The organism is Mycobacterium sp. ABE4_509 (assembly GCF_056160785.1).
On sequence record NZ_JBSWXU010000033.1, the window covers coordinates 16,124 to 42,354 of the forward strand.

The 26,231-nt window shown below is 68.6% G+C and carries 24 protein-coding genes; 9 read left to right on the forward strand and 15 right to left on the reverse strand.

Annotation, left to right across the window (positions count from 1 at the left end):
- Positions 1–10: 10 nt before the first annotated feature.
- The 3 genes from ACXAID_RS09995 to ACXAID_RS10005 all read right to left on the reverse strand — a co-directional run bounded on the left by ACXAID_RS09995 (position 11) and on the right by ACXAID_RS10005 (position 2,176).
- Entirely contained in the window at positions 11–280 is a 270-nt protein-coding gene (locus ACXAID_RS09995) for a hypothetical protein (RefSeq protein WP_475022049.1), read from the reverse strand.
- Between the two features lie 82 nt (positions 281–362).
- Positions 363–1,121, reverse strand: a complete 759-nt coding sequence (locus tag ACXAID_RS10000) for an IclR family transcriptional regulator (RefSeq protein WP_475022050.1) — start codon at positions 1,119–1,121, stop codon at positions 363–365.
- Positions 1,122–1,294: 173 nt separating this feature from the next.
- Positions 1,295–2,176 carry an SDR family oxidoreductase gene (locus ACXAID_RS10005; RefSeq protein WP_475022051.1) on the reverse strand — a complete coding sequence of 294 codons (882 nt, stop codon included), beginning with the start codon at positions 2,174–2,176 and terminating at the stop codon, positions 1,295–1,297.
- A gap of 191 nt (positions 2,177–2,367) precedes the next feature.
- On the opposite strand from ACXAID_RS10005, the gene ACXAID_RS10010 reads away from it, so the two are divergent.
- The 5 genes from ACXAID_RS10010 (at position 2,368) to ACXAID_RS10030 (ending at position 7,580) form a co-directional block, all read left to right on the forward strand.
- The gene (locus ACXAID_RS10010) at positions 2,368–3,579 is read left to right on the forward strand and encodes an acyl-CoA dehydrogenase family protein (protein WP_475022052.1); all 1,212 of its coding nucleotides are present in this window, start codon (positions 2,368–2,370) and stop codon (positions 3,577–3,579) included.
- The gene (locus ACXAID_RS10015; protein WP_475022053.1) at positions 3,566–4,768 is read left to right on the forward strand and encodes an acyl-CoA dehydrogenase family protein; all 1,203 of its coding nucleotides are present in this window, start codon (positions 3,566–3,568) and stop codon (positions 4,766–4,768) included. Before ACXAID_RS10010 ends, ACXAID_RS10015 begins: the two co-directional genes overlap by 14 nt.
- Positions 4,765–5,676 (forward strand): SDR family NAD(P)-dependent oxidoreductase, encoded by a 912-nt coding sequence (locus ACXAID_RS10020; protein ID WP_475022054.1) that lies wholly within the window; start codon positions 4,765–4,767, stop codon positions 5,674–5,676. Before ACXAID_RS10015 ends, ACXAID_RS10020 begins: the two co-directional genes overlap by 4 nt.
- Before the next feature lie 35 nt (positions 5,677–5,711).
- Entirely contained in the window at positions 5,712–6,710 is a 999-nt protein-coding gene (locus tag ACXAID_RS10025; protein ID WP_475022055.1) for an acyl-CoA dehydrogenase family protein, read from the forward strand.
- Between the two features lie 129 nt (positions 6,711–6,839).
- A complete protein-coding gene (locus ACXAID_RS10030) occupies positions 6,840–7,580 on the forward strand; it encodes a FadR/GntR family transcriptional regulator (protein ID WP_475022056.1) in 741 nt (246 codons plus the stop codon).
- A 14-nt stretch (positions 7,581–7,594) separates the two neighbouring features.
- Here the strand turns inward: ACXAID_RS10030 and ACXAID_RS10035 are convergent, their stop codons facing one another.
- Both ACXAID_RS10035 and ACXAID_RS10040 read right to left on the reverse strand, forming a co-directional pair.
- On the reverse strand, positions 7,595–8,755 hold the full coding sequence (locus tag ACXAID_RS10035; protein WP_475022057.1) for a thiolase C-terminal domain-containing protein: 1,161 nt from the start codon (positions 8,753–8,755) through the stop codon (positions 7,595–7,597).
- 14 nt (positions 8,756–8,769) lie between these two features.
- Positions 8,770–9,996 carry a Zn-ribbon domain-containing OB-fold protein gene (locus ACXAID_RS10040; RefSeq protein WP_475022058.1) on the reverse strand — a complete coding sequence of 409 codons (1,227 nt, stop codon included), beginning with the start codon at positions 9,994–9,996 and terminating at the stop codon, positions 8,770–8,772.
- A 135-nt stretch (positions 9,997–10,131) separates the two neighbouring features.
- On the opposite strand from ACXAID_RS10040, the gene ACXAID_RS10045 reads away from it, so the two are divergent.
- Positions 10,132–11,286, forward strand: a complete 1,155-nt coding sequence (locus tag ACXAID_RS10045) for an acyl-CoA dehydrogenase family protein (protein ID WP_475022059.1) — start codon at positions 10,132–10,134, stop codon at positions 11,284–11,286.
- Between the two features lie 20 nt (positions 11,287–11,306).
- On the forward strand, positions 11,307–12,431 hold the full coding sequence (locus ACXAID_RS10050) for an acyl-CoA dehydrogenase family protein (protein WP_475022060.1): 1,125 nt from the start codon (positions 11,307–11,309) through the stop codon (positions 12,429–12,431).
- A 30-nt stretch (positions 12,432–12,461) separates the two neighbouring features.
- On the opposite strand, the gene ACXAID_RS10055 is transcribed toward ACXAID_RS10050, so the two are convergent.
- Together ACXAID_RS10055 and ACXAID_RS10060 are read right to left on the reverse strand one after the other, a co-directional pair.
- Positions 12,462–12,944, reverse strand: coding sequence for a CAP domain-containing protein (locus ACXAID_RS10055; protein ID WP_475022061.1), 483 nt, complete (start codon positions 12,942–12,944; stop codon positions 12,462–12,464).
- A gap of 26 nt (positions 12,945–12,970) precedes the next feature.
- On the reverse strand, positions 12,971–13,735 hold the full coding sequence (locus ACXAID_RS10060; RefSeq protein WP_475022062.1) for an enoyl-CoA hydratase: 765 nt from the start codon (positions 13,733–13,735) through the stop codon (positions 12,971–12,973).
- 155 nt (positions 13,736–13,890) lie between these two features.
- Here ACXAID_RS10060 and ACXAID_RS10065 point away from each other — a divergent pair, with 155 nt between their 5' ends.
- Both ACXAID_RS10065 and ACXAID_RS10070 read left to right on the forward strand, forming a co-directional pair.
- Positions 13,891–14,313 (forward strand): nuclear transport factor 2 family protein, encoded by a 423-nt coding sequence (locus ACXAID_RS10065; protein WP_475022063.1) that lies wholly within the window; start codon positions 13,891–13,893, stop codon positions 14,311–14,313.
- A gap of 61 nt (positions 14,314–14,374) precedes the next feature.
- The gene (locus ACXAID_RS10070) at positions 14,375–15,607 is read left to right on the forward strand and encodes an IS110 family RNA-guided transposase (protein WP_475022064.1); all 1,233 of its coding nucleotides are present in this window, start codon (positions 14,375–14,377) and stop codon (positions 15,605–15,607) included.
- Positions 15,608–15,805: 198 nt separating this feature from the next.
- On the opposite strand, the gene ACXAID_RS10075 is transcribed toward ACXAID_RS10070, so the two are convergent.
- The 8 genes from ACXAID_RS10075 to ACXAID_RS10110 form a co-directional block, all read right to left on the reverse strand.
- Entirely contained in the window at positions 15,806–17,452 is a 1,647-nt protein-coding gene (locus ACXAID_RS10075) for an FAD-binding protein (protein WP_475022065.1), read from the reverse strand.
- Positions 17,453–17,573: 121 nt separating this feature from the next.
- Entirely contained in the window at positions 17,574–18,425 is an 852-nt protein-coding gene (locus ACXAID_RS10080; RefSeq protein ID WP_475022066.1) for a mycofactocin-coupled SDR family oxidoreductase, read from the reverse strand.
- A gap of 168 nt (positions 18,426–18,593) precedes the next feature.
- A complete protein-coding gene (locus ACXAID_RS10085; RefSeq protein WP_475022067.1) occupies positions 18,594–20,348 on the reverse strand; it encodes a proline--tRNA ligase in 1,755 nt (584 codons plus the stop codon).
- Between the two features lie 87 nt (positions 20,349–20,435).
- Complete coding sequence (locus tag ACXAID_RS10090; RefSeq protein ID WP_475022068.1) at positions 20,436–22,058, reverse strand: MFS transporter; 1,623 nt, start codon at positions 22,056–22,058, stop codon at positions 20,436–20,438.
- Positions 22,059–22,091: 33 nt separating this feature from the next.
- Positions 22,092–23,300 carry a uroporphyrinogen-III C-methyltransferase gene (cobA, locus tag ACXAID_RS10095; RefSeq protein WP_475022069.1) on the reverse strand — a complete coding sequence of 403 codons (1,209 nt, stop codon included), beginning with the start codon at positions 23,298–23,300 and terminating at the stop codon, positions 22,092–22,094.
- 48 nt (positions 23,301–23,348) lie between these two features.
- A complete protein-coding gene (locus ACXAID_RS10100; protein ID WP_475022070.1) occupies positions 23,349–24,716 on the reverse strand; it encodes a cobyrinate a,c-diamide synthase in 1,368 nt (455 codons plus the stop codon).
- A gap of 119 nt (positions 24,717–24,835) precedes the next feature.
- A complete protein-coding gene (cobO, locus tag ACXAID_RS10105) occupies positions 24,836–25,450 on the reverse strand; it encodes a cob(I)yrinic acid a,c-diamide adenosyltransferase (RefSeq protein WP_475022071.1) in 615 nt (204 codons plus the stop codon).
- Between the two features lie 12 nt (positions 25,451–25,462).
- Positions 25,463–26,231 (reverse strand): vWA domain-containing protein (locus ACXAID_RS10110; protein ID WP_475022072.1); only part of this gene is annotated, 769 nt, incomplete at its 5' end.

The following is a 26,231-nucleotide window of genomic DNA, read 5'->3' on the forward strand; positions in this document are numbered from 1 at the left end:
CATTGCCCACTCACGCGGCCCCCTCCTGCGGTCCCTCGCCCGAGGACGGGTCGGTGCGCGTCGTCAGGGCGATGACTCCGTCGCGGATCTGCAGCGACAGCGTCGCCCACAAACTGGGGCACGTCGGAATCGTCGCGGTGAGTCCTCCCTGCGCGGCGCGCCGGGCCAGCTCCGGACACACCTTCACCGCGTCGTCCGTCCACTGGATACTGATCTGCTGTTCGGTGTAGCGCTCCACCAGAACCGCGTTCTGGCAGAGATCGCACGATACTCGGTTCATCCTCGTTCCCCATCTGCGGTCACATCGCGGCGATATGACAGTTGCTGTGCGCCAAGCATTCTGGCGATGAGCGCCCCGACGCTCAGACGGCCATTCGGGCTCTTCCCAACTGGCGGTAGATCTGTACACCCGCCCTCCGGACCAGGGCAGCGGTTCTGCTGTCCAGCGCGAGTTTGTCGATGGGCCCGCAAATCGACACCGCCGCGATGACATCGCCCCTCATTCCGACCGCGGCACCGACGCAACCGACCCCGCGCAGAGTCTCCTCCCGGTCGAATGCCACGCCGCGAAGCCGTATCTCGGCCTGTTCCCGGCGGGTACGGTTGTCGCAGGAGGCTGTGTCGGCCTGACTGTCCGGCGATGGCACCAGGTCCGGCTTCGCGCCAGCACCATGGGCGAGAAGTACTTTGCCCACGCTCGTCACCCCGGCCGGGCGCCGGCGCCCGGGACGCGTGTCGATCTCCAGCCCGTGCTGACCGTCGAGTTTGTCCAGGTAGATCACGTCATTGCCGTCGAGGACGGCCATGTGCACGGTGTGCCCGGTGATCCGCCGCAGCTCGCGCAGGTGCGGCAGCGCGGCGCAGTGCAGCCGATCCTGTTGCACTGCCAATGATCCCAGTTCGAAGAGCCGCAACCCCAGGCGGTACTGCTGGCCGCTGCGGATCAACCACCCCAGCTGCACGAGCCGTTCGAGCATTCGGTGCACCGATGAGCGCGGCACCCCGGTGCGCCGGGCGATCTGCGCCAGCGTCAGCTGCCCCGGGCCGTCGAAGGCGTCCAGGATGAGATCGGCCCGGGCCAACCCCACCAGCGGTGCGCAGTCCTGAAGTTGTGTGGACATCAAATCCTCCGTCCTCCGTACCGCGGCGACATCGCCACGGAGCATGGGAGCCTTATTACTGTTAGGTACAATACCGCGGACGCCGCGACGTAACCGGTTTCCGACGAAAACAGGTGATAACTGCTTGTTTGACCCGCGCAGCGCCCGCGAAATCGCGCACCGAGATATTTCTGTTAGGTACTCATACTTGTTGCGCGCTCCGGAATGCCCAGGTAGAAGTTCGACACCAGGTCCTCCTCGCGTGCGGCCAGCCGATACGGGCCGAAGTCCTCGACGCCCGCAGCCCGCAGGACCTCGGCATCGGTGAGGAACTGCCCCGTACCCGCCTCGGCCGGGCGGAGCAGCAGCGCATGTACAGCATCAGCGAAGATCTGGGTCGTACGCGCCTGCGCCCGGACAGTGGCTTCACCCATTGCAGCCATCAGGCCGGTGCTGGCCACAGTCGTCTCCGGCCACAGCGAGTTCACCGCGATCGGGATCGTCGCGAATTCCGCGGCCCAACCGAGCGTGAGCAGGCTCTCGGCATACTTGCCGACCGTGTGTCCGACGTGATCGGCCAGCCATCGGGGATCGAGATTCAGCGGCGGCGAAACGTTGACGATGTGCGCGTCGGCCGACTTGGCCAGCCAGGGCAACGCGCTGTGCACCAGCGCGTAGGGCCCTTCGACGTTGATGGCCAGCAGCCGGCGAAAGTTCTTCGGCGCCAGAGCCGAGGTGGGCCGAAGATCCAACGCTCCGGCGTTGTTCACCACCGCGTCGATACCGCCGAAGGCCGCGACCACTTCGTCGACCGCCCGGGCCACCGCCTCGGGATCACGAACATCGCAGGCGATGGCCAGGGGTTGTCCGCCCGCATCGCGCACCGCACTCGCCGTCTCGGTCAGCGTGCCGGCGATCTTCGGGTTCGGCATGTCCGTCTTGGCCAGCAGCGCCACCTTGGCTCCGTCGGCGGCCACTCGGACCGCGATGTCGCGACCGATTCCCCGGCTCGCGCCGGTGACCACGACCGCCCGGCCCGCGAGTGAGCCCTCCGGCCGATACGTGCTACGCGTCATTGCTGCCTCCAGGTTCGTTCGACGCACCGGTCGGGCTGGTCGTTTTCTGTTTAATCATATAACTGATTGTGCGCACGCCTCTCGATTGCTGTCAATAGCGCTGGGGCGCAGAGCTATTGCACACCGCCGCGAACGGCACCCGGACGGGGCCCACCTTGCTTCGCAATTGGTTTATATGTTTAGCTATTTCGGTGACTGATGCCTCGGGCCCCCGAACACTGTCCGCCGACGAGGCCGCCGACCTCGGCCGGGCGGTACGGCAGGTGTGCGATCAGCTGGCCACCGAAGAACGGCTGCGCGAGATCACCGAGCACCCCAATGACACTGCCGGTGCCGGATTCGACCTGATGCTGTGGAAGGCGCTGTACGCACAGCTCGAGGTGGGAACCATCGCCGCGCCCGAGCATCTCGGCGGTGCCGGATACGGGGCGGCGGCGCTCGGAATCGTCGCCCACGAGCTCGGGCGATGCCTGGCCCCCGTGCCTTTCCTCGCCTCCACCGTGCTGGCCACCGGCCTGGTTCTCGACTGTGCCGACTCAGAGCCACACCGGTGCGAGTCCATCGCCTTGACGCCCCTGATCGACGGTGACCGGACCGCTGCGGCGGTGATCAGCGGCGGCGGCCCGTGGCCGACAGCCGGCTCCGCGGTCGTATCCACCGGTGGCCAGACCCCGCTGCTGACCGGCACCGCGCACCACGTGTTGCACGGAAGCGGCGCCGACGACCTCGTGGTCGTGGCCGAATGCGGGCCCGAGGCCGTCATCTGCTGGCTGCGTGCGGACACCCCCGGGGTCCAGCGCGAACCCGAACCGGTGCTGGACACGACCAGACCGATGGCGACGATCCGGTTCGACAGGGCCCCCGCGGTCACGATCGGTGCCGGCCGCGGGGTCGAGGGGCTCGTCGCCGAACGCATCCATCGCACGATCGCAGTGCTCTCGGCAGAGCAGGTGGGAGCCAACGAGAAGGTACTCGAGGACACCGTCGCGCACGCCCGGGTGCGCGAGCAGTTCGATCGCCCGATCGGCAGCTTCCAGGCGGTCAAGCACCGATGCGCCGACATGCTCGTCGACCTCGAGTGGTCGCGTTCGGCATCACAGGCAGCACTGTCGGCCGCCGACGACCGACCGGAGGGTTCGGCATCCGAACTCTCTTGGCGCGCAAGTATGGCCAAGGCCGTCTGCTCGGAATCGCTGCGCGCGGCCAGCCACGCCAACGTGCAGATCCACGGTGGCATCGGATTCACCTGGGATCACAGCGCCCACCTGTACCTCAAGAGGGCGCGGACCGACGAGGTCATCTTGGGTGATCCCGCCCATCACTGGGATCAGCTGGGCCCGATGGCGACCCAGCATCACTCCGCCGGCACGGATGTGCAAGGAGCCGTGGATGCCCATGCCTGACGACCAGTCGATCGATGCGCTCCGACTGCGTATCCGCGAGTTCCTGCGAACCTCGCCCCGACCACCAGGTCTGCGCAATTACGGGGCGACCCCCACCGATGCCGACGTCGGGCCCGGGCGGATCTGGCACCGGCACCTCGCCGACAACGGCTACGCCTGCTTGCACTGGCCGGCCGAGTTCGGCGGCGCCGACGCCTCGGTGCTCTACCAGGCGGTCTTCGCCGAGGAGTGCGCTCGAGCCGATGTCCCGCGGCAACTGGCGATGCCCGCCATCGACCTCGTCGGACCGGTGCTGATCAGGTATGGCACCGATCAACAGCGGCAGCGCCATCTCGAGCGTATCCGGCGTGGCGAGGACATCTGGACACAGCTCTTCTCCGAACCCGATGCGGGATCGGATCTCGCGGCTGTGCGCAGCACCGTGACCCGCACGGCATCGGGCTGGGTGATCAACGGCCAGAAGATCTGGAGTTCGGCGGCCAATTCCGCGCAGTACGGAATCCTGCTCGCGCGCACCGGACCGCACAAGCATCGCGACCTGAGCATGTTCATCGTCCCGATGGACTCGGCCGGGGTCACGGTGCGGCCGATCCGCCAGATCGATGACGAGAGCAAGTTCAACGAGGTGTTCCTCGACGACGTGATGCTCGGCGACGACGCGCTCATCGGCGATGTCGGCCAGGGCTGGACGATCGCGATGATGACGTTGGGCCGGGAACGGCTGACCCTCGGAAGTCAGGCGGTCGGCATGTTCAAACGACACGAACGCATGGTCAGCGCGGCGATCCGACGAGGCCGGCTGGACCCGGTGCTGACGCGGTCGATGACCAGGCTGTGGGTCCGCATGTGGTTGCTGCGGTTCACCTGGCAGCGGGCGATCGATGCCGGCGACCTCGATTCCCCCGCCTTCTCGGTGCTGAAGATCATGACCTCTGAGACCGACCGCGACCTGGGCGATCTGGCCACCGATGTGCTGGGCACCGATGCGTGCACTCCGCCCGGCTCGCAGACCGAAGCCGGCGAGATCGTCCACCACATGCTCGTCGGACGCGCCCAGACGATTCTCGGCGGCACCAGCGAGATCCAGCGGGACGTACTCGGCGAACGCGTGCTCGGGTTGCCCAACGACCGCCGACGCGCCGGCTCGGCCGGGGTGCCCGCAGCCGCCAACGGAAGGGAAGCGCGATGACTGCACCGCTGAGCGGCCGTGTCGTGTTGGTCACCGGCGGCGGCCGGGGCATCGGCCGAAGCCACTGCCTCACCCTGGCCGAACTCGGTGCCGCGGTGGTCGTCAACGACCCGGGAGTCGGACGAGACGGCGCCCAGGAGGGTGGTGGCGCCGGGCCCGCAGCCGCGGTGGTAGCCGAAATCGAAAGTGCTGGAGGCAGGGCTGTTGCCCATACCGGTTCGGTCGCGGTGTGGCAGGACGCCAAAGACATGGTAGATACGGCTGTCGAGAGGTTCGGCACCCTGACCGGTGTGGTGAACAACGCCGGCATCCTGCGCGACGCACTGGTCGTCAACACGACCGAATCCGACTGGGATGCCGTGCTTTCTGTCCACCTCAAGGGCACGTTCGCGGTGAGCCATCACGCATGTGTGTACTGGCGCGAGCAGTCCAAGGCCGGCAAACAGGTCGCCGCGCGGGTCGTGAACACCGTCTCGGGTTCGGGGCTGTGGGGCAACGCCGGGCAGTGTGCCTACGGCGCGGCCAAGGCCGCGATAGCCAATTTCACCAACGTGCTCGCAATGGAGGCACATCGCTTCGGGGTGACCGCCAACGCGATCTCGCCGCTGGCTCGTTCGCGGATGACCGACCAGCTGTTCGCCGACCGGGCCGACGACCCCGCGCTGGATCCGGCCCGAAGCTCCGCTGTCGTCGCGTGGCTGCAGTCACTGGATTCGTCATGGCTGACCGGGCAGATACTTCGGATCGACGGGGCGCGGCTGAGCCGCGTCGGCGGCTACACCGAGCGCCCCGAGAGCTACCTCGCCCGGGACGGGTCATCGCTTCGGTTCTCCGAGGTCGGGCCGGCGGCCCGGTGGCTGTGGGAGCTGTTCCCGCGCGGCCTGACCGATCCGCTCACCACCCGCTGAGATCCGTGGCGCATGCCCGACCGGAGAGGAGCCCGATGACCAACCGGACAACCGCAGTGGACGGTCCCCCACAGGAGGCGTGGGCGATGATCGAACAGTCCGTGCGACACGTGTTCGACGAGACCTCGGAGGGCTCCGGTGGCCACTGCGTGGTCGGCGAGCGGCTCGCCGAGCTGGGTTGGGCCGACATCGAAGCCGAGTACTCCGTCGCCGCGACCCAACTGCTGTTCTGCACCCGGGCGCGCACCCTGACCCAGACCGACTGCCTGGATCGGGTGATGCTCGCAGAGCTCGGCGCCGCGCTGAGCCGTCCGGCCGACCGCGTGATCCTGCCGGCTGGCGCGGCCGACTGCTCGGGGGACGGCACCACGATCGAGGGCATCGTGCTCGGACCGGCACACGGCGTGCTGGCGTTCGGCCTGGCGCAGCCCTCCGGAGTCGTGCTGACCGGCACCGTGGACGCCGCGCACCTGCGCTGTGAACCACTCGACACCTTCGACGCGTCCTCGACGTGGACTCGGGTCACCGGCACCGTCTCGGCCGAGCTCGCCGACGGCGCCGGACCGTGGCGACGCGCGATGGCCGCTGGCCGCCGGGCACTGGCGACCGAACTGGTCACCTTGGCCGAACAGATGCTCGACACCGCGGTCGACCACGTCCGCACCCGGGCGCAGTTCGGCTCCCCCATCGGCGCGTACCAGGCGCCGCGGCACGCCCTCGCGGACGCCTGCGCGCGCCTGGAGGGAGCCCGCGCGCTGACCGCCGAGGCGTGGCGACACGGCGACGACCTACGTTCGTTGATCGCCAAAGCGGTGGCGGGCAGAGTCCACCGCCAGGTCGCCGACGTCTCGATCCAGGTCAGTGGTGCGATCGGGCTGACGATGGAGCATCACCTGCACCGCTACGTGGCGCGCGGAATGCAGCTCGACACGCTGCTGGGCACCCATCGCCGGCTCGAATCGGCACTGGCTGAACGGTTGCTGTCGCAGGCTGACCGGGCCGGACCGCTGCCCGACGTCATCTCCTGCGCGTGACCCGCGAGCCGCCACCGGGACTCTGTGCCCGCCGACACGGCGGCACCGCTACGGCGCCACCCGAACGGCCCTCGTAATATCGTTAGTCATATCACTGATTGCGATCACGCACGTCAAAAGGGGATGCGCATGGAGGTCGCCAGCTTTCGCGAGCCCAAGATGTCGGGCCGGGTAGCTGATGTGCTGCGGAAGATGTTCATCCGCGGCGAGATCGCCGAGGGTGAGATGCTGCCCCCGGAATCTGAGCTGATGCAGCAGTTCGGCGTGTCCCGCCCGACCTTGCGGGAGGCCTTCCGGATCCTCGAATCCCAGTCGCTGATCGAGATGCAGCGGGGCGCGCGCGGCGGCGCGCGGGTCACCCGACCCACCCGCGAGACGCTCGCCGACTACGCCGGGCTGATCCTGCAGTACGAAGGGGTGGCGCTCAAGGACATCTACGACGCGCGAGCGATCATCGAGACCCCGATGGTCGTTCAACTGGCCAAGGACCGTGATCCCGCAGTCATCGCAGAACTGGAGGAGATCGTCGAACGTGAGCGCGGGCAGAAGACCGGCGACGAAGGCTTCACCGTCCAGACCGACTTCCACGCTGCCGTTGCGCGCCTTTCCGGCAACGCCACGATGCAGATCATCAGCGAGATGTTGCACCACATCGTGGAGAAGGCCAACAGAACCATGCAGCCCACCGAGGGAGCCCGGGCCGATCAGGCGCTCAAGAGATCGGTCAAGACCCACGCGATGGTTCTGGACCTGATCAAGGCGGGCGACGCCGACAAGGCCGGTGAGTTGTGGAACCGCCACCTGCTCAAAGCCGAGGAGTACCTGCTCTCCGGCTCCAAGATGTCCACGGTGCTCGATCTGCTCGACTGAGCCTCACTGCACGGTCATCCTCGAGCACTCGACAATACCGTCACCGCGGAGACCGCGGTGGGACCACCGATGTTGTGCGCCAAGGCTACCCGGGCGCCATCGACCTGGTTCTCGGCCTCGCCCCTGAGCTGATTGAACAACTCGTAGCACTGCGCCACTCCCGTCGCCCCGGGTGGATGGCCTTTGGCCTTCAACCCTCCACTCGGATTGATCGGTATCGAGCCGCCCACGTAGTGTTCGCCGCGCTCTACCAGCTTGTGTCCGTCGAAACGGTCGGCGAAGCCCAGGTCCTCGTAGCTGATCAACTCCACTCCGGTGAAGCAGTCGTGCACCTCGGCGACGTCGATGTCGCGCGGGGTCAGGCCGGCCATTCCCAGTGCCGCCCTGGCGGCCTTCACCGTGGGCGGAAACGTGGTCATGTCCGGCTTGTGCTGATGCATGACCCGATCCATTCCCACCCCGACACCGCGCACCCAGACCGGCCGGTCGGTGAACCGGTCGGCAATCTCCTCGGCTGCCAGGATCACCGCCGCAGCCCCATCACTCTGCGGCGTGCAGTCATAGAGCCCGAACGGGTCCACCACCACCGGGGCGTCCAGAACCTGGGGGACGGTGATCGGATAGCGCAGCTGCGCCTTGGGATTGGTCAGGGCGTGCTGGTGGTTCTTCACCGCGATCATCGCCAGATGTTCCCTGGTGGCCGGAGCCTCGTACAGGTAGCGGTTCACGTGCAGCGCGAAGTTCGCCGGTGCGACGAGTCCCAGCGGATAGTCCCAGGCCCCATCGCGCGTCATCCCCGACCATTCCCAGAACGTTGCGTTCGCGGCCGTCTCCCTGACCTTGTCGACCCCGACCACGAGGACGACGTCGTAGAGGCCGGATGCCACCGCCAGTACACCGTTTCGGATGGCATCGTTGCCTGTTGCACAAGCATTCTCGATCCGGGTCACCGGGATGTCGACCAGATCCAGCGTGTCGGCGAGAATGCCGGACGGGAAGCCGTCCGTCGTCGAAAGCTCCCCGATCCAGGCGGCCTGGATCTGCGATTTGAGTATTCCCTTGTCGACGTTGGCGACACAATCCGCGTACGCCATCGGGATCAGATCCTTCACCCCGAGGTCGAAGTGCTCGGCGAACTCGGTCATCCCGGCACCGACCATTGCCACTTTCCGCATGAGCAGTCCCCTGTCTAGTTACGTGCCTGTGTCGAGCCGAGCAGCTCCGAGGGCAGAAAGGCCGGCCCGTAGTCGGGTATCCCGGTGCGGGTGGCGATCCTGCGCAGTACGACCGTCCCGGGGGAACCGATCCGGGTTTCGCCGGCCGGCACGCCGGTGACCTTCAGCAGCACTCGGACCGGGCTGTCGTCGAGCTGCACCACCGCGAGCGAGTAGGGGCTCGCGATGCCGGGAACCGGCAGATGCACGGTGGTCTGGGTGTAGACGCATCCGGTGCGTGGCAGCGGCTCGGAGCTGCCGTCGCGACGAAGTCGACCGTCTTCGGTCACCACCGAACGCGGCGGGAACCATGTGCGGCTACCTTGCTCGGAGGGCTCACCGAACACCGTCGCATCCCAGCGCAGTTTCGGGTCGAATGCCCGCGCATATGCTGCCAGCGAGATCGGTATCTCGGGCCCCTCGGCCACCACCGCGGACGGCAGCACCTGCGCCCGACGCTCAACCCGCTGGATCCGCGCGACGCCGGACGTCAACTCGGCGACGGTGATCGACGACTGCTCGGCCGCGATCACCAGGCCCTCGGCGTGCTGCTCGATCGCGTCGACGAGTGCCCCCAGCACTCCCGCCGCGGAGTCGTTCGTCGTCACCGGTCCGACATCGGTGAAGGCGGCCAGCTGCTTGGGGCCGATTCCCGCCGCGGCCGCCACCGGTCGGGAATGGTCGAGGCCCATCCGGGCCAGAGTGTCGGAGAACCCCAACTCCCGCTGCAGGCGTGGATCACCGTACTGGCGGCGCCGGCCGTCGGCCTGCCGGACCACCACCGGCAGACTCCGGGTCTGCCGGGCTGCGGCCACCAGCTGCGGACCGGATTCGCCACCGAGCAGGACCGCCACGGCAGCAGAACCGCAGGCCGAATCGTCGGCAGCGGCGATCACGAGCGTCCCGGGCGCGCCGTCCTGCACCTCGTCGAGCACTGCGGGTGCACCACCGAGCACCTCGCGCACCGCCACCGCGGGGCTCAGGGACAACCCGGCCAGCAGAACCGCTCCGTTCCCGCCTTCGAGCAGCGGCATGTCGCGCGAGACCAGAACGACGCGTTCGGCCTCGGCCGCGGTGTCGGCAGCGCGTCCGGCCGCGACAGCCATGGTCAGGGCATCCTCATCGGGACCGCTCACGCGGCGGCCGGAACCGCCGGCGGTCCAGGGTGGCAGATACGTTCCCGCTGAACAGATCACGCTCATGCGCGGCCTCCCTGGCGATAGTGGTCCCGGCCGGCGACCGAGTCGGCCGCCGCCTTAATAGGGTATATAGTTATCTTATTCCAATGCAACAACGCGTGTCCGCGAACCGTTCGGGACGACGCCGAAAGGGGAACGGTGACTTCAACGTTCGACATGTTGTGCGCAGCCGACGATGACGTCGACGAGATCCGTACCGCGGTCCGCGAGTTCCTGCGCGCCGACCAGGACGAATTCGGCTGGAGCAGCGGTGTCGACACCTGGCTGAGCTCGTGGGACGAGAGCTTCAGCGCAAGGCTGGGAGCCGCCGGGTTCGTCGGCATGACCATCCCGACCCGTTACGGTGGACGCGGAGCCGGTCACCTGCACCGCTACGTCGTCACCGAGGAGTTGCTCCTGCGGGGAGCGCCGGTGGCCGCCCATTGGATCGCCGACCGTCAGATCGCTCCGGCTCTGTTGTCCTACGGAACCGAGCGGCAACGCCAGACACTGCTACCGGCGATCGCCGCCGGACGGTGCTACGTCAGCATCGGAATGAGCGAGGACACCGCCGGATCGGACCTCGCCGCGGTTCAGACCAGGGCGGTACGGGCAGAGGGCGGTTGGCTGCTCACCGGTCGCAAACTCTGGACCAGCGGAGCCCACCGCGCGCACTGGATCGTCGTGCTGGCACGCACCAGCCCGCCCGACCCCGACCACCGCCACGGTGGTCTCAGCCAGTTCCTGGTATCGCCCGAATCGGCTGGTGTGACCGTCAATCCCATCCCCCAGATGACCGGCGAGCAGCATTTCAACGAGGTCGTCCTGGACAGCGTATTCGTCGCCGACGCCGACGTTCTCGGTGAGATCGGGTCGGGTTGGCGGCAGGTCACCGCGGAGTTGTCCTTCGAACGCAGCGGTCCCGAGCGCTTCCTGTCGACGGCGGCGCTGCTGGCCGGCACCCTGACCGCGCTCGCGAAGCGGCCCGACGACCGGCACACCGCCGCCCGGGTGGGCGACCTACTGGCACGGCTGGCGTCGCTGCGCCAACTGTCGGTCTCGGTGGCACGGTCACTGGCAGCCGGCAACGACGCCACCGTCCGCGCCGCCCTGGTGAAAGACCTGGGAACCCAGTATGAGCAGGATTCGGTCGAGGTGTGCGCCGAGATGCTCGACCAGCTGCAGGCCCCACCCGATGCCGCACTCGAGCTGTTGTTGTTCGACGCACATCGCCATGCGCCGATGTTCACCCTTCGCGGTGGCACCAACGAGGTGCTCCGCGGACTCGTCGCCCGTGGCATGGGCGTGCGCTAGATCGACCCGAAGGAGTCATCATGACGGTACCGATCGATCCGCTCGACGGCGGCGTGCTGTGCTCACCGCCCGGGCCCTCGGGCAGCACCGACCTCGACGACCTGCGCGAGCTCGTCGACGACATCGTGCACCACACCGCATCCCGGTCCGGGTCGCAATGCCGGGTCGAGCAGGAGTTCGACGAAGCGCTCTGGGAACGGCTCGATGCCGCGGGCGTGACCAGGCTGACGACCGAGCTCGGATCCGGTGGCGGCCCTGTCGAGATGAGCGTGGTGCTGCGCGCCCTCGCCCGCAACTGCAGCGCAGTGCCGCTCGCCGAGACGGACCTGCTCGGCGCATGGCTGGCCGGCTTGGCCGGTATCGAATGTCCGCAGTCCGCACCGGTCACCGTGGCCCTGGGTGATCCGGCGCGTTGTGAGACCCACGCCGGAACCGTCACCGCCGCGCTCCGTGCCGTGCCATGGCCGGGTCCGGCCACGATCCTGCTCGCGCTACCCGTCGGCCGCCACCTACTGGTGGCCAGGGCATCCGATGTCGGGGTCACGGTGCAGCACAACCTGGCCGGAGAACCACGCGGTCGGCTGGCCGTGGACCTCCCGACCGCGGAATGCGCCGAGCTCGACGTCGCCGTGGCTACCCAGCTGCAGCGGCGCGGTGCGTGGGCACGGTGCGTCCAGACCGTGGGAGCACTCGACGCCGCCGCCGAAGCGTCGGTGGCCTACACCGGCGGGCGGATCCAGTTCGGCCGGCCACTGAACCGATTCCAGACCGTGCAACACGCCCTGGCGCTGATGACCGGCGAGATCGAACGGGCCCGATCGGTGGTCAGCCTGGCCGTTGCCGCTGCCGCCGACCACGGTTTCGACAGTCCACAGGCCGACTATGCCGTGACGCTGGCGAAGGTCACCCTGGGACAGGTCGTTCCGGTGGTCTCCCGAACGGCCCACCAGTTGCACGGCGCCCTCGGGGTCACCCTCGAGCACGACCTGTGGCGGGCGACGATGCGGGCCCGCAGCTGGGTCGGCGAGTTCGGCACCCCAGGCGACTACGCAGCTCACCTGGGCGACATCGCGCTGCGGTCCCACCGCGACGGGGACCCCGCCTGGGACGCACTGTTCGGAACATCCACGCTGGCATGGGCCTGACGGCGGGCCGCGCTCACCGCCGCCGCAGACTCATTCGGGCCGGCCGTAGACTGCCACGACCACCGAGCGGTCCAGTGAATTCTCCGACCAGACGCCGATGACGGTGCGGGTGCAATCGCTCATGATCGCGTAGTCCCGCGGATCGTAGTACCGCTGCTGAAGGATCTCGATGTTGTTCACCGCCAGCGCCGGGTTGACCGCCACCGTCTGAACCGCATCGCCGCGGAACCCCGCCGCCGACGCCCGATCCTGGGGCCCGGAGCCGTCCGAGCCCACATCGTCGGACAGATCGCGGTGAACCATGATGTCCCTGGCATGGCGTGCGGCCGCGGCTTGGAGTTCGGGGCTGACGTGAAGTTCCCCACCGCATCCGGCGTTCCGCTGGATCGTATAGACGTTGGCCACCACACCATCGTTGAGGCGCCTGTTGTCCCCGCGGGCCTCCGGGGAGACCAGCAGAACCACCAGCACCGCGCACGACCCGAACCAGGCCACCGTCTTTGCCGCCGCCATCCACCGACCTGCAGGCACAAGGGATCTCACCGTGGCCCGCCCCGAGCAGCAGCCAGTCGGCGAGCGAATGCCGGGGCCTGGATCGATTCCACCTGGTGGTCGAGTTCCAACAGCATGGCGGCCTCGTGCTGGGCGAGGTCCGCCCGGCCCGGTTGGACGGTGTTTCGCATGGTGTCCTTCGTCGCCAGCACGACCTCGCGCGGTGCCCGAGCCGGCCCGGCGGCCAATTCGCGCGCCGCGGCCACCGGATCCTCGGCCGCCTCGAACGCCAACCCGTGCCGCACGGCCGCTGCGGCGTCGAACCGCACGCCGAACAGCAGTGCGGCGCGGGCCGCCTGCACCCCGATGGCCCGCTGCAACATCCAGGTCGCGCCGCCGCCGGGATGGATGCCGAGTTGCTGGAAACGCGCATCGAACACCGCCTTCGGCCCTGCGATGCGCATGTCCGCTGCGAGTGCGAGGTTCAGCCCTGCCCCGACCGCTGGACCGTTGACCGCGGCGATCGTCGGCAGGCTGCATCGACTGACGGCCATGAAACCAGAGTAGATACGCTGCAAAGACTCTCGATCCGCGACTTTGAGCGTGGAGAGGTCTGCCCCGGCACAGAACGCGGACCCGGCGCCGGTGACGATCACCGCGTGGGCTCCCTCGTCGCCTTCGGCCCGGGCGATCGCGGCGCACAGCTGCACCGACATCGCCTCGGTCACCGCGTTACGGCGCAGCGGGTCGTTGATCGTGACGAGGACAACCCCGTCTGCCATTCGGTACTCGACGAGATCACCAGCGTTCACAGCCTCCGGACGTTACCGAGGGCACGGTACGACATCACTGCCGATCCCGCTGAGCGGTCGGGGTTTCCGGTGATGCTGCGCCGCCGGTGACCCGTCCGTCCCGCTGTGCGGTAGGACTGCCCCGCCGCGCTCCCCGCCGCTGTACCGTGTCGGCCATGCCTGAACCCGCCGCTGAACTCGTGAGCACTCTCCTTGCCGCAGAACACGAATCACCAGTCGACATCGTGGCGCTGGTGCAGAGATATCTCGACACGGTGGCGCACGCCGACGCCGACTCGGTGGGCGCGCTGTTCGCCGACAACGCCACGCTGGAGGATCCCGTCGGCTGCGGGGTCGTGCACAGCGGCCGGCAGGCCATCACGGAGTTCTATCGTGCACTCGACGGTGCGGAGCTGACCACCCAGATGAACGAAATTCGTTTCGGCGGACTCGAAGCGGTGTTCTCGTTCGTCATCACCATGGGTTCTGCCGACGCGCGGGTCACGGTGCACCCGATGGAGGTGATGGTGTTCAACCTCGATGGCGAGATCGTCTCGATGAAAGCGTACTGGTCGCGGCGGGACGTCACCGAGAGCTGATAGGCCATGAGTAGTCGGCGGGCGGATTCTTTTTGGAGGTCCGGTTCGGAGGAGGCTGCTCATGTCGGTGTTGGAGGTTGCGCTTGATCCGTCCACGGTGATTGTGGCCGTGGACCCGGGTAAGGCATTTCATCGGGTGTGGATCAGTGACGGCTCTGGTCTGCTTACCGATCCGATGTCGTTGCCGGTCTCGCGAGAAGGTGTCGCTGAGCTGGAGCGGGCGCTGAACAAGCACGGCCCCAGAGACCCGGTGATCGCGATCGAGGCGACGGGGAGTCTGCATCGACCGTGGGTCGCCGAGCTCGAACGTCGTCACCCCGGTTCAGTGCGATTGTTTGCGCCCTCGGCGACGAAGTCGGCGCGTAGTCAGCTGGGTTCAGGCAGGTTCAAAACCGACGACCGTGATTGTGCAGCCCTAACGTATATGGCTCGCCAGGGCGGCGGGCAACGCTTCGGCGAGCACACGGCGGTGGAGTCGCTACGTGCTGCAGTGCGACACCGCCGCGGGTTGGTCGCCGACCGCAAGGTCGCTCAGCAGCGGTTGCATGACCAGCTCAACGCCCTGTGCCCAGGATTGTCAGCGCCCGCCGGTCATGGCCGAGCCTTGGCCGTGGAGTCACCTACCGGTATTGCGGTGCTGGCCTGTGCAGCGGCGTTCGCGGGACGTGTACCGCAGCTACGGTCGTTGCTGTGTCGCGCTCCAGGGCGATTGACCACCGGTACCGCCCAATACTGGGTCACTCGGTGGCGGCAGTGCCTGCCGCCGCCGGCCGATGCAGATCAACGCGCTCACCGGTTGGGTCGTAACCTCGACCGCTATCGTCGACTCCGCACCGACATCGATGCCCTCGACCTCGAAATCATGGCGTTGCTCGCCGAAACCGACGGCCAGATCCTGACCAGCCTTCCCGGTGTCGGCTCGATTCGTGCGGCGGCCTTCGCTGCGCACAGCCTGCCGATCCAGCGATTCCCCGATGCCGAACATCTCTACTCGGCAACAGGTTTAGCGCCGGCCCTGTATCAGTCGGCCACCATCACTCGCCGAGGACGAATCTCGCGACAAGGCCTGGCCGAGCACCGCGATGCCTTGATGGGCATCGCGTGGGGACTGGCCCAGAACTCGCCGTCGTTTGCCGAACGCGACGCGCAACTACGAGCCCGCGGCATGGCACCCATCCAGGCTCGTGTCGCGCTCGCACGTCACGCCTGTCGACTGGCCTACCGACTACTTCGAACCCAACAACCCTTCGATGAACAGCGCTATCGTCAAGGAAGGCTCAGCGGCGGACGGTGACGGCCTTGAGAGCTATGCCGCACGACGGCGCAACCTAGCTTGCCGCCCGCTCGCCCTGGGCCGCTATCACGGCGCACACGAAAGCCTGCCGAACACGGCGACTAATCAGCCTGCCGGACCACCGCGGCCCACCAACCACACCCGACGCACTGCTCATCGCGTGAAAGCCGAGCATCCAGCCCGGCCGCTCGACCATGCTCACCGCCACCCTTGACCGCCGGCGCGAAAGCTAGCGAGCCCCGCAGCGCTGCCGCCGGCCGAAACACGCGCCGCAGCCTGCCCGGCCCGTCGCCCGGAGAACACGCAGTCGGCCAGCGACAGACCACTGACATAGGAGTTCGAGCACACACCTACCGCGGTGCGCCCCGCGGCGTAAAGGCCCGGCACCGGGTCGCCGTCGGCGGCGAGGACCATCCCGCTCTCCGCCGCGACCTGCAGTCCACCCAGCGTCAGGCCCGGGACGAAGTCCAGCGGCGAGGCTTTCAGCGAGATGTCGACGGCGTAGAACGGCGGCTCGGCCACTGGGGTGCAGAACTCGGCGGCCTTGTGAGCGGGATCCACGGCACCGGATGCGATCGCCGCATTGTAGGCGGACACGGTCTCGACCAGGCCGGATCCCGATATCCCCAGCTTGGCGGCGAGGGCGGCGAGGCTGTCGGCCTTCTTGTAGTGCGTGTACGTACTCACCCCCAGCCACGCCTTCTGAAAGGCCAGGGTCTGCGAACCGATCTGGCTGATCGCCTTCTTCCAGAGCGCGGAATCCAGAATCAGAAAGCCCGATCCGCCGAACCGGCGGATCATGATGTCCGAGAAGGTGGCGCCGTAGAGGTCTTCGTTGGCGATCCGCTCACCGTTGACCCCGACGACGACGCCTTCGGCCATCGCCGACGGTGGCGACATGAAGCGCCAGGCGGTGACGCGGTCCAGATGCGCCGAAACGCCACCGGCGCTCAGTCCCAGCGCGATTCCGGTTCCGTCGTCACCGGCGGTGCCCAGTGGGGAGATCAATGCATGCCCGGGAGCATGACGGCACAGCATGTCTCGATTGAACGCGAACCCACCGGCGGCCAGGACCACGGTGGACGCACCGATCCGCACCGTGGCCGATCGGGTGCGCCACTGCTTCTCGACGTAGCGGTCCATGATCCGGCCCACGGCGGGAAACCAGTTCGCCAGCTTGGTGTTGACCGCCACCGCGCGGCGACGGCGCCGATCGGCGCGTGATTCCCCGTCGAGCAGCGTGCGCCCGTGGACGCCGCCGACGCGACCTCCTTCGATGATGAGCTCGTCCACCCGCGTCATCGGCATGAACTCCACACCCAGGCTCAGCGCGGCATCCCGAAGTGCCTCCCACAGAACGCGCCCGGACTGCATGCCATCGGCGACCTGGCGATGGCCGCGCGGCGCCGGCGTGGCGAGATTCCGGTAGGGATGGGCCTTCTCGTTCCCGGAGAAATACAGATAGTGCCGGTCTGTCGGGTAGGAGGTCTTGTAGTCACACAACGACGCACCGAACCTGGCGCCGTGGCGTTCCAGCCAGTCGAGGTGTTCGACACTGCTGTCACAGAATCGGCGCAGCGTGTCGTCGTCGACGACACCCTGCACTTCCTCCCGCAGATAGTCGAACATGTTCGCCGGGCTGTCCTGTTGACCTGCCTGCAGCTGATACTTCGTGCCGCCGCCGGCGTAGACGATGCCACCGGAGAGCGCCGATGCCCCGCCACCCAGGCCACGATCCACCACGAGGACCGACGCACCGGCTTCTGCCGCCGCGATCGCGGCGCACGCACCGGCGGCCCCGAATCCGACTACCACGACGTCGTAGCGTTGCGGGCTTACCTTCACTCTGGATCTCCTCCACCACGGACCGGATCGGATCCACAGTAGGCCGACACACTCACCGTGAGCACCGGCTTCCCGCGCAGTGGAACCCGCGCCGAGGTCATGTTCAGCGGCGGCGCCCCGCTCACGGCTTGTTGACGTTTCCCGCGTCTACCGGCAGTTGGACCCCGGTGATGTAGCGGGCATCGTCGGAGATCAGGAACAGCACCGTCTTGGAGACCTCCTCGGCGGTGATCATCGCGACGGGTGAATAGGCGCTTCCCTGCGGCTCGTCAAGGTCGGGCAGCAGGTTGGTGGCCCCCTGGCCGAAGAAGGGCTGCACCGCGGCGCACTCGTATGCGGTGCGGTCCGAGCCCATCGCGGTCTGCACTCCGGTGGGATGGATGGTGTTGACCCGAATCCGATGTGGTGCAAACTCGTTCGCAAACGCCTTCATCAATCCGACGATGCCGTGCTTGCTGGCCACGTAGTGTGCATAGGGCACCTGGCCGCGGATTCCGGCCACCGAGCTGGTGATGACGATCGATCCGCCGCCCGCGTCGATCAACGCCGGCGCGGTCGCCTGGACGGTGTTCCAGACACCCTTCAGATTGGTGTCCATGATCAGGTCGTAGACCTCATCGGGAATGCTCAGCGAACCTTCCTTGTGGAAGGTGCACACCCCGGCGTTCGCGCATACCGCGTCGATACGACCGAACTCGCCGATCGCGCGTGCGGCAGCGTCGTCCATCGCGGCGCGGTCGCGGACGTCGGCGACGATGGGCACGCACCGGCGGCCGGTGTCGGCCACCAGCTTGGCTGTCTGCGCCAGATCGTCCTCGGTGGCGTAGTCGTAGTGGACGCTGTCGCTGACCTGACGGCAGACGTCCACCGCGATGATGTCGGCGCCCTCTTCGGCCAGCCGGACGGCGTGAGCACGACCCTGCCCGCCCCCCGCGCCCGTGATGAAAACAACCTTGCCCTGCACTCGGCCCATCTGGCATGCCCCTTTGTCCATCGGCGCTGAGCGGTTCGGCGCGCGCCGGGGCCATGGTCTACCGCAGGAACCCGACTCCGCTGCGTCCGTACCGGCGAGCGGAACACCGCAGTCCGAATCGGGTCTGCGGTGGCACCGCAGCCCTTCGCGTGGGGCCCGGCGGGGTCGCTACCCCACCGCCGCGGCGATGTCGGCGGCCGCGGCACCCGCGGCGATCTCGCGCTTCTCACCGCCGAACCGGTCCCGCAGCTCGACGACGCCGTCGGCCCAGCCGCGGCCCACCACCACGATCCACGGAACCCCGAGCAGTTCGGCGTCCTTGAACTTCACCCCGGGTGAGGCCGTCCGGTCATCGAGCAGCACTTCCAGACCCAGCCGGTCCAGCTCGGCGGCCAGCTCGACGGCGCCGGCGCGGGCCTCGGGGTCCTTGTTGGCGATCACCAGGTGCACGTCGAACGGCGACACCGCTGCCGGCCAGCGCAGCCCCAGCTCGTCGTGGTGCTGCTCGGCGATCACCGCCACCAGCCGCGACACCCCGACGCCGTAGGAACCCATGGTCAGCCGCACCGGCTTGCCGTCCTCGCCGAGCACGTCGGCGGAGAACGCGTCGGCGTACTTGCGGCCGAGCTGGAAGATGTGGCCGATCTCGATTCCCCGGGCGGACACCAGCGGGCCGCACCCGTCGGGCGACGGGTCGCCGGCGCGCACCTCGGCTGCCTCGATCGTGCCGTCGGCGGTGAAGTCGCGACCCGCCACCAGACCGACGACGTGCCGGTTCTTCTCGTCGGCACCGGTGATCCAGGCGGTTCCGTCGACCACCCGCGGGTCGACCAGGTAGCGCACTCCGTTGGCCAGCAACGCCTTCGGGCCGACATAGCCCTTCACCAGGAACGGGTTCCGGGCGAAGTCAGCGTCGTCGAGCAACGCGTATTCGGCGGGCTCGAGCGCGGCGCCGAGCCGCTTCTCGTCGACCTCACGGTCGCCGGGGACACCGACGGCGAGCAGCTCCCAGTCGCCGCCCGGCTCGCGCACCTTGAGCAGCACGTTCTTCAGGGTGTCGGCGGCCACGACCTCACGTCCGGCGAAACCGGGCAGGTCGGCGGCGTTGGCCCACTCCACCAGGGTGGCGATGGTGGGGGTGTCGGGGGTCACGTGCACCACCGCTTCGGGCTGTCCGTCGATCGGGATCGACGGCGGCACCGCGGTCAGTACCGCCTCCACATTGGCCGCGTAGCCCGACTCCAGGCAACGCACGAAGGTGTCCTCGCCGACCTCGCTCTCGGCCAGGAACTCCTCCGACGCGCTGCCGCCCATCGCGCCCGAGACCGCGGAGACGATCAGGTAGCGGACGGCCAGCCGCGCGAAGATGCGTTGGTAGGCCTCCCGGTGGGCGTGGTAGGCATTCTTGAGGCCGTCGTCGTCGACGTCGAACGAGTACGAGTCCTTCATGATGAACTCGCGGCCACGCAGGATGCCGGCCCGCGGCCGCGCCTCGTCGCGGTACTTGGTCTGGATCTGGAACAGCACCAGCGGGAAGTCCTTGTAGGAGGAGTACTCCCCCTTCACGGTCATGGTGAACAGCTCTTCGTGGGTGGGCCCCAGCAGGTAGTCGTTGCCGCGCCGGTCCTGCAGGCGGAACAGGTTGTCGCCGTATTCGGTCCAGCGGTTCGTCGTCTCGTAGGGCGCACGCGGGAGCAGGGCGGGGAACAGGATCTCCTGCCCACCCATCGCGGTCATCTCGTCGCGCACGATCTTCTCGATCTTGCGCAGCACCCGCAGCCCCAACGGCAGCCAGCTGTACAAACCGGGCCCGATGGGCCGGATGTAACCGGCCCGGATCAACAGTTTGTGGCTGGGCACCTCGGCGTCGGCGGGGTCGTCACGCAGGGTGCGCAGGAACAGCTCGGACATACGGGTTATCACGAGCGCCAACCTTACTGGTGGCCGCCGAGTGCGATTTCGGCGTGCTCAGTCGCGCGGTGCGCGACCGGCCACGCCGAAACCGCCGAGCTAGAGCTCTCCGGCGTCGATCGCGTCCTTGACTTCCTGGGCGTGCGCGACCTGCTCGGCGGTGTAGCGGATGAACAGTGCCGCGCCGCCGACCACGACCGCGACCGCGGCGACCCACAGCAGCCCGTAGGTGTAGCCCTGATCGAGCGCGTGCAGCTGCGCCGGGTTCATGTCCTTGACCGGGCCGGTGGTGCCGCCCAGATACAGCGTGCGCGACGTGATGACGGCCTGGACGATCGCGAGCACGACCGGCCCGCCGAGGTTCTGCAGCATCAGCGCGATCGCCGAGACCGGGCCGATCTGGTCGAAGCCGACGCCGGCGATCGCCGAGAGCATCAGCGGCACCACGATCATGCCGATGCCGAATCCCCCGACGGTGATCGGGATGACCAGGTTCGGGAAGTACGGGATGTTGGCGTCCAGAGTCGAGCCGTAGATCATCGCGCCGAGGACGAGCACGCCGCCACCGATGACCAGCACGCGCGGCGGGAACCTCGACACCAGCGCCGAGGCCAGCCCCAGGCCGATACCCAGCGCGATGACGAACGGGATGAACCCGATACCGGCCCGCAGCGCGCTGTAACCCATGATGTCCTGCACGTACAGACCGATCAGCACGGTGAGGGTGAACATCACCCCGCCGGCCAGGAAGACCGCCGCGAACGTGGCCACCCGGTTGCGGTCGTGGAACAGGCTGAAGGGCACCACCGGGTTCTCCGCGGTGCGTTCGACGATCAGGAAGGCGATGAAGAAGGCCGCCGCGGCGATCCCGGAGGTGATCGTCATGGGCGACAACCAGCCCTGCTCGGGGCCCATCGAGAAGCCGAACACCGCGGCGGTGCAACCCAGCGTGGCCAGTAGCGCTCCAGCGGCGTCGAGCTTGAGCCGCTCACGGTTGGTCTCGCGCAGCGTCTTGCGGGCCAGGTAGATCATCAGCAGCCCGATCGGCACGTTGACCAGGAACGCCAGCCGCCACGACACCTCGGTCAAAGCCCCGCCGACCACCAGGCCCATCACCGAGCCGACGCCGGTCATCGCGGCGAACACCGCGGTGGCCGCGTTTCGTGCGGGACCCTTCGGGAAGGTCGTCGCGATCAGCGCCAGCGCCGTCGGAGACGCGATGGCCGCGCCGACGCCCTGCAGCAGCCGGGCGATCACCAGCGTGGCCTCATCCCAGGCGATACCGCACAGCACCGAGGCGATCGTGAACAGCGTGACGCCGACGATGAAGGTGCGCTTGCGGCCGATGGTGTCGCCGAGACGGCCACCGAGCAGCATCAGCCCGCCGAAGGTCAGCACGTAGGCGGTGATCACCCAGCTACGGCCGGCGTCGGACAGACTCAGTTCGTCCTGGATCTTCGGGAGCGCGACGATGGCGATGGTGCTGTCCATCGTGGCCAGCAACTGCATGCCGCCGATCGCGATGACCGCGGCGATGAATCGGCGCGACGGCAGCCATGCCGCCGGCGACCTGCCGGGTCGCTGGGCGTTGCCACCCTGCCCGCTCCAGGCGGGCGTCCGTTCCGGCATCGCACGGCCGTCGGCTCGTTTCGAGCCTTGCTGGCTGTTGCCTTCAGTTTCACGGTGGATGGCGGCACGCTCCGCATCGTTGAGAGCCGTCATGACGGGTTACCTTACAGTACTCTTAAGAATCCTTTAAACGCCGAAAGCCGCCACCGATCCGATCACGATGATCGCCGGCGGCCTGATGCCTTCGGCGCGGATCCGCTCGGGCGCGTCGGCGAGCGTAGCCCGCAAAACCCGCTCAGCGGCCATCGAACCCTGTTGAACCACAAGAACTGGGGTTTCGGCAGGGCGGCCACCTTCTCGCAGAACTTTGGCAAACAATTCGATGCGCTCGACGGCCATCATCAACACGATCGTGCCGTGCATTTTGGCCAGCGCATCCCAATTCACTAACGATTCGGGATGCTCGGGCGCGAGATGTCCGCTGACCACCACGAATTCATGGGTCATGGCCCGGTGGGTGACGGGCACACCGGCCAGCGCCGGAACCCCTATGGCGCTGGTCACACCGGGTACCACGGTCACCGGTATCCCCGCCTCCGCGCACGCCAGGATCTCCTCGTACCCGCGGGCGAAGACGAACGGGTCACCGCCCTTGAGCCGGACCACGAACTTGCCCGCCTTGGCCCGGTCGACGAGCACGCCGTTGATCGCGTCCTGGGCCATCGCACGTCCGTACGGGATCTTCGCCGCGTCGATCACCTCGACCTCCGGCGACAGCTCGGCCAGCAGTTCCTGCGGCGCCAACCGGTCGGCCACCACCACGTCGGCGTGCGCCAGCAGCCGCCGTCCGCGCACCGTCACCAACTCCGGGTCACCCGGCCCGCCGCCGACCAACGCGACACCACCGCGCACCACCCCCGGCGTCGTGGAACTGTCCCTGGCGATGACGCCCTGCTGGAAGGCCTCGTGGATGGCCGAGCGGATCGCCGCCGAACGCCGATGCTCACCACCGGCCAGCACCCCGACGGCCAGCCCCTCGTACTCGAACGACGCCGGGGTGACGGCCGTCCCCTCCCGCGCCACGTCGGCCCGCACACAGAAGATGTGCCGGTCCTCGGCCTCGGCGACGATGGCGGCGTTGACCTCGGGGTCGTCGGTGGCGGCGATGGCATACCAGGCGCCGTCCAGATCACCGGCACGGAACTCGCGCAACGTCAGCGTGATCCCGTCGATGCCCTCCACCGCCGGAGTCGCCGCACGGGTGATGACGTGGACGTCGGCGCCACTGGCGACCAGCAGCGGCAGCCTGCGCTGCGCAACCGTCCCGCCGCCCACGACGACGACCTTCTTACCGGCCAGGCGCAGTCCGACCAGATAGGCGTTCTCAGACGACAAATTCGCTCCTCACGTGCGCGGAAGTCAAACCCGCTCCTCGCCTGCGCGTCACCCGGCGAGCCTAGATGCTGCGGCGGCCGTAACGAACCGGGCGATCGCACCCGGACGCCCCGCCGGGTGAGTGTGCAGGTAGGCCGCGTGCACCCCGGCCCGGACCGCTCCGTCGTCCACGACCCGACCGCCACGCCCGGCGAACCGCCACGCCGGGTCCCGGTCACCGGTGAACCGCACCGTGGTGCGGTGGAACTCGTGGCCCACCACCCGGTCACCGGCACGGTGCAGCGGCGAGTCCGCCACCGCCACCGCGTCGCGGTACCCCAGCGTGAGGGCGTCGGTGAAGGTCGCCGACCCCGCCAGCACCCCGCACATCGGCTGCCCGTCCAGGTCGTCCACCAGATACGTCAGCCCCGCGCACTCGGCGTGCACCGGAGCGCCCCGCCCGGCCAGCGACCGGATCTGCGCACGGACGACATCGTTGGCCGACAGCTCGGAGCCGAACTGCTCGGGGAAACCTCCGGGCAGCACCAGGGCCGCGGCCTCCGGTGGCAACGGGTCGCGCAGCGGGTCGAAGTCGACCACGGTCGCACCCGCCGCCGCCAGCAGTTCGGCGTGCTCGGCGTAGTTGAAGCTGAAAGCCTTGCCCGCGGCCACCGCGACGGTCACCGGCCGGGCCACCGGCTCCACGGCCGCCGGGGTCCATGCCGGCTCCGCGACGCGGCTGGCGGCCACCGCGGCCAGCGCATCCAGATCGACATGTCGGGCCACCAGCGACGTCATCGCCTCGACGGCCGCGGCGGCCAGCCGGCCGTGCTCGACGGCGGTGACCAGGCCCAGATGCCGGGACGGCACGGCGAGTTCGGCGGTGCGCGGAATCGCACCCAGCACCGCGACCCCGGCCTGTTCACAGCCCTGGCGCAGCACCTCCTCGTGCCGTGGCGAGCCGACCCGGTTCAGGATCACCCCGGCCAGCCGCACACCGTTGTCGAAGGTCGCGAAGCCGTGCACCAGTGCGGCGATGCTGTGGCTCTGCCCCCGCGCGTCGACGACCAGCACCACCGGCGCCCCGAGCAGCGCGGCGAGCTGAGCGGTCGAGCCGTGCGCCGTGCCGTGGTGCACGGCACTGATGCGCCCGTCGAACAGACCCATCACCCCTTCGACGACGGCGATGTCGGCGTCGTCACTGCCGTGCCGGAACAAGGGGCCGATCAGCTGGTCACCGACCAGCACCGGATCGAGGTTGCGGCCGGGGCGCCCGGCGGCCAGCCCGTGGTAGCCGGGGTCGATGAAGTCCGGACCGACCTTGAACGGCGCCACCCGACGTCCCGCCCGGCGCAGCGCCCCCATCAGCCCGGTGGCGACGGTGGTCTTGCCGCTGCCCGAGGCGGGGGCGGCGACCACGACAGCCGGGGTGCTCATGCGGCCGTCACCACAGCCCGGTCAGTCTGTCGTGCCTCGCTGCGCTCACCACTCGATGCCAGTCTGTCGTGCCTCGCTGCGCTCACCACTCGATGCCAGTCTGTCGTGCCTCGCTGCGCTCACCACTCGATGCCCTTCTGGCCCTTGCGGCCGGCGTCCATCGGGTGTTTGACCTTGGTCATCTCGGTGACCAGGTCCGCGGCTTCGAGCAGCGCCGGGGGCGCATCGCGGCCGGTGATCACCACATGCTGGGTGCCCGGACGGGCCGCCAGGGTCGCGACAACCTCGTCGGCGTCGACCCACCCCCATTTCAGCGGGTAGGTGAACTCATCGAGCACATAGAAGTCATGGCGTTCCTCGGCCAGCCGGCGGGTGATCTCGGCCCAGCCCTCGGCTGCGGCGGCGGCGTGGTCGGCCTCGGTGCCCTCCTTGCGCGACCACGACCAGCCTGACCCCATCTTGTGCCATTCGACGGCCCCGCCGACACCCCGCTCGTCGTGCGCCCGGCCCAACTCGTTCAGCGCGGTCTCCTCCCCCACCTTCCACTTGGCGCTCTTGACGAACTGGAACACCGCGATGTCGAAACCCTGATTCCAGGCCCGCAGCGCCATCCCGAAAGCGGCGGTCGACTTCCCCTTCCCGGGCCCGGTGTGCACCGCCAGCAGCGGTGCGTTGCGCCGCTGCCGGGTCGTCAACCCGTCGCGGGGAACGGCCAGTGGCTGACCTTGTGGCATCGGCCCACCCTTCTATGCGGCACCCCGGCCGGACTGCGATTTGACCAGAGCCGACAGGTCGTCGGCGCGCAGCTGGTCCAGCCGCACCGCGGGAGCGTTCAGATATCCGGCCAGTTCTTCGGCCAAGCCCAGCCGGACAAAGGACGTTTCACAGTCGACCACGACAGCGGCCGCACCCTCGGCCACCAGCCGGGCCGCCGCCGCGCGGGCCCGGTTGAGTGGATCCACCCCGCCGGTGGCCCGTCCGTCGGTGAGTACCACCACCAGGCTGCGGCGCGCCCGGTCGCGGGCGCGTTCCCGGACCACCATGTCGCGAGCCGCCAGCAGCCCCTCGGCCAGCGGGGTGCGGCCCCCGGTGTCGAACCGGGCCAGCCGTCTGCCGGCGATGTGCACCGAGGAGGTCGGCGGCAACACCACCTGGGCATCCTGCTGGCGGAAGGTGATCACCGCGACCTTGTCGCGGCGCTGATAGGCGTCGCGCAGCAGGGACAGCGTGGCCCCGCCCACCGCCGACATCCGGTCGCGCGCCGCCATCGACCCCGAGGCGTCGACGACGAAGATCACCAGGTTTCCCTCGCGGCCCTCACGTACGGCGCGCCGGACATCGTCGGCCACCACCTGCAGCCGGCCCTGCCCGCTGTGCCGCCCGGCCGCCGTCTGCACGGTGGCGAACAGGTGGACACCGTGGCCGGCGTCGGGTTCGGTGGCCGCCGAGATCACGGTGCCGGCTCGGTTCCGGGCCCGCGAGCGCCGGCCGGGAGCCCCCTCGCCGACGCCGGGC

Excerpts from the sequence above, each read along its gene's own strand:
- ACXAID_RS10015 (WP_475022053.1), top strand. The coding sequence starts at position 3,566 with ATGCCCATGCCTGACGACCAGTCGATCGATGCGCTCCGACTGCGTATC.
- ACXAID_RS10040 (WP_475022058.1), bottom strand. The coding sequence starts at position 9,996 with ATGAGCGTGATCTGTTCAGCGGGAACGTATCTGCCACCCTGGACCGCC.
- ACXAID_RS10080 (WP_475022066.1), bottom strand. The coding sequence starts at position 18,425 with ATGGGCCGAGTGCAGGGCAAGGTTGTTTTCATCACGGGCGCGGGGGGC.
- ACXAID_RS10090 (WP_475022068.1), bottom strand. The coding sequence starts at position 22,058 with ATGACGGCTCTCAACGATGCGGAGCGTGCCGCCATCCACCGTGAAACT.
- ACXAID_RS10025 (WP_475022055.1), top strand. The coding sequence starts at position 5,712 with ATGACCAACCGGACAACCGCAGTGGACGGTCCCCCACAGGAGGCGTGG.
- ACXAID_RS10035 (WP_475022057.1), bottom strand. The coding sequence starts at position 8,755 with ATGCGGAAAGTGGCAATGGTCGGTGCCGGGATGACCGAGTTCGCCGAG.
- cobO (WP_475022071.1), bottom strand. The coding sequence starts at position 25,450 with ATGCCACAAGGTCAGCCACTGGCCGTTCCCCGCGACGGGTTGACGACC.
- ACXAID_RS10100 (WP_475022070.1), bottom strand. The coding sequence starts at position 24,716 with ATGAGCACCCCGGCTGTCGTGGTCGCCGCCCCCGCCTCGGGCAGCGGC.
- ACXAID_RS10030 (WP_475022056.1), top strand. The coding sequence starts at position 6,840 with ATGGAGGTCGCCAGCTTTCGCGAGCCCAAGATGTCGGGCCGGGTAGCT.
- ACXAID_RS09995 (WP_475022049.1), bottom strand. The coding sequence starts at position 280 with ATGAACCGAGTATCGTGCGATCTCTGCCAGAACGCGGTTCTGGTGGAG.
- ACXAID_RS10000 (WP_475022050.1), bottom strand. The coding sequence starts at position 1,121 with ATGTCCACACAACTTCAGGACTGCGCACCGCTGGTGGGGTTGGCCCGG.
- ACXAID_RS10050 (WP_475022060.1), top strand. The coding sequence starts at position 11,307 with ATGACGGTACCGATCGATCCGCTCGACGGCGGCGTGCTGTGCTCACCG.
- ACXAID_RS10070 (WP_475022064.1), top strand. The coding sequence starts at position 14,375 with ATGTCGGTGTTGGAGGTTGCGCTTGATCCGTCCACGGTGATTGTGGCC.
- ACXAID_RS10020 (WP_475022054.1), top strand. The coding sequence starts at position 4,765 with ATGACTGCACCGCTGAGCGGCCGTGTCGTGTTGGTCACCGGCGGCGGC.
- ACXAID_RS10005 (WP_475022051.1), bottom strand. The coding sequence starts at position 2,176 with ATGACGCGTAGCACGTATCGGCCGGAGGGCTCACTCGCGGGCCGGGCG.
- ACXAID_RS10055 (WP_475022061.1), bottom strand. The coding sequence starts at position 12,944 with ATGGCGGCGGCAAAGACGGTGGCCTGGTTCGGGTCGTGCGCGGTGCTG.
- ACXAID_RS10065 (WP_475022063.1), top strand. The coding sequence starts at position 13,891 with ATGCCTGAACCCGCCGCTGAACTCGTGAGCACTCTCCTTGCCGCAGAA.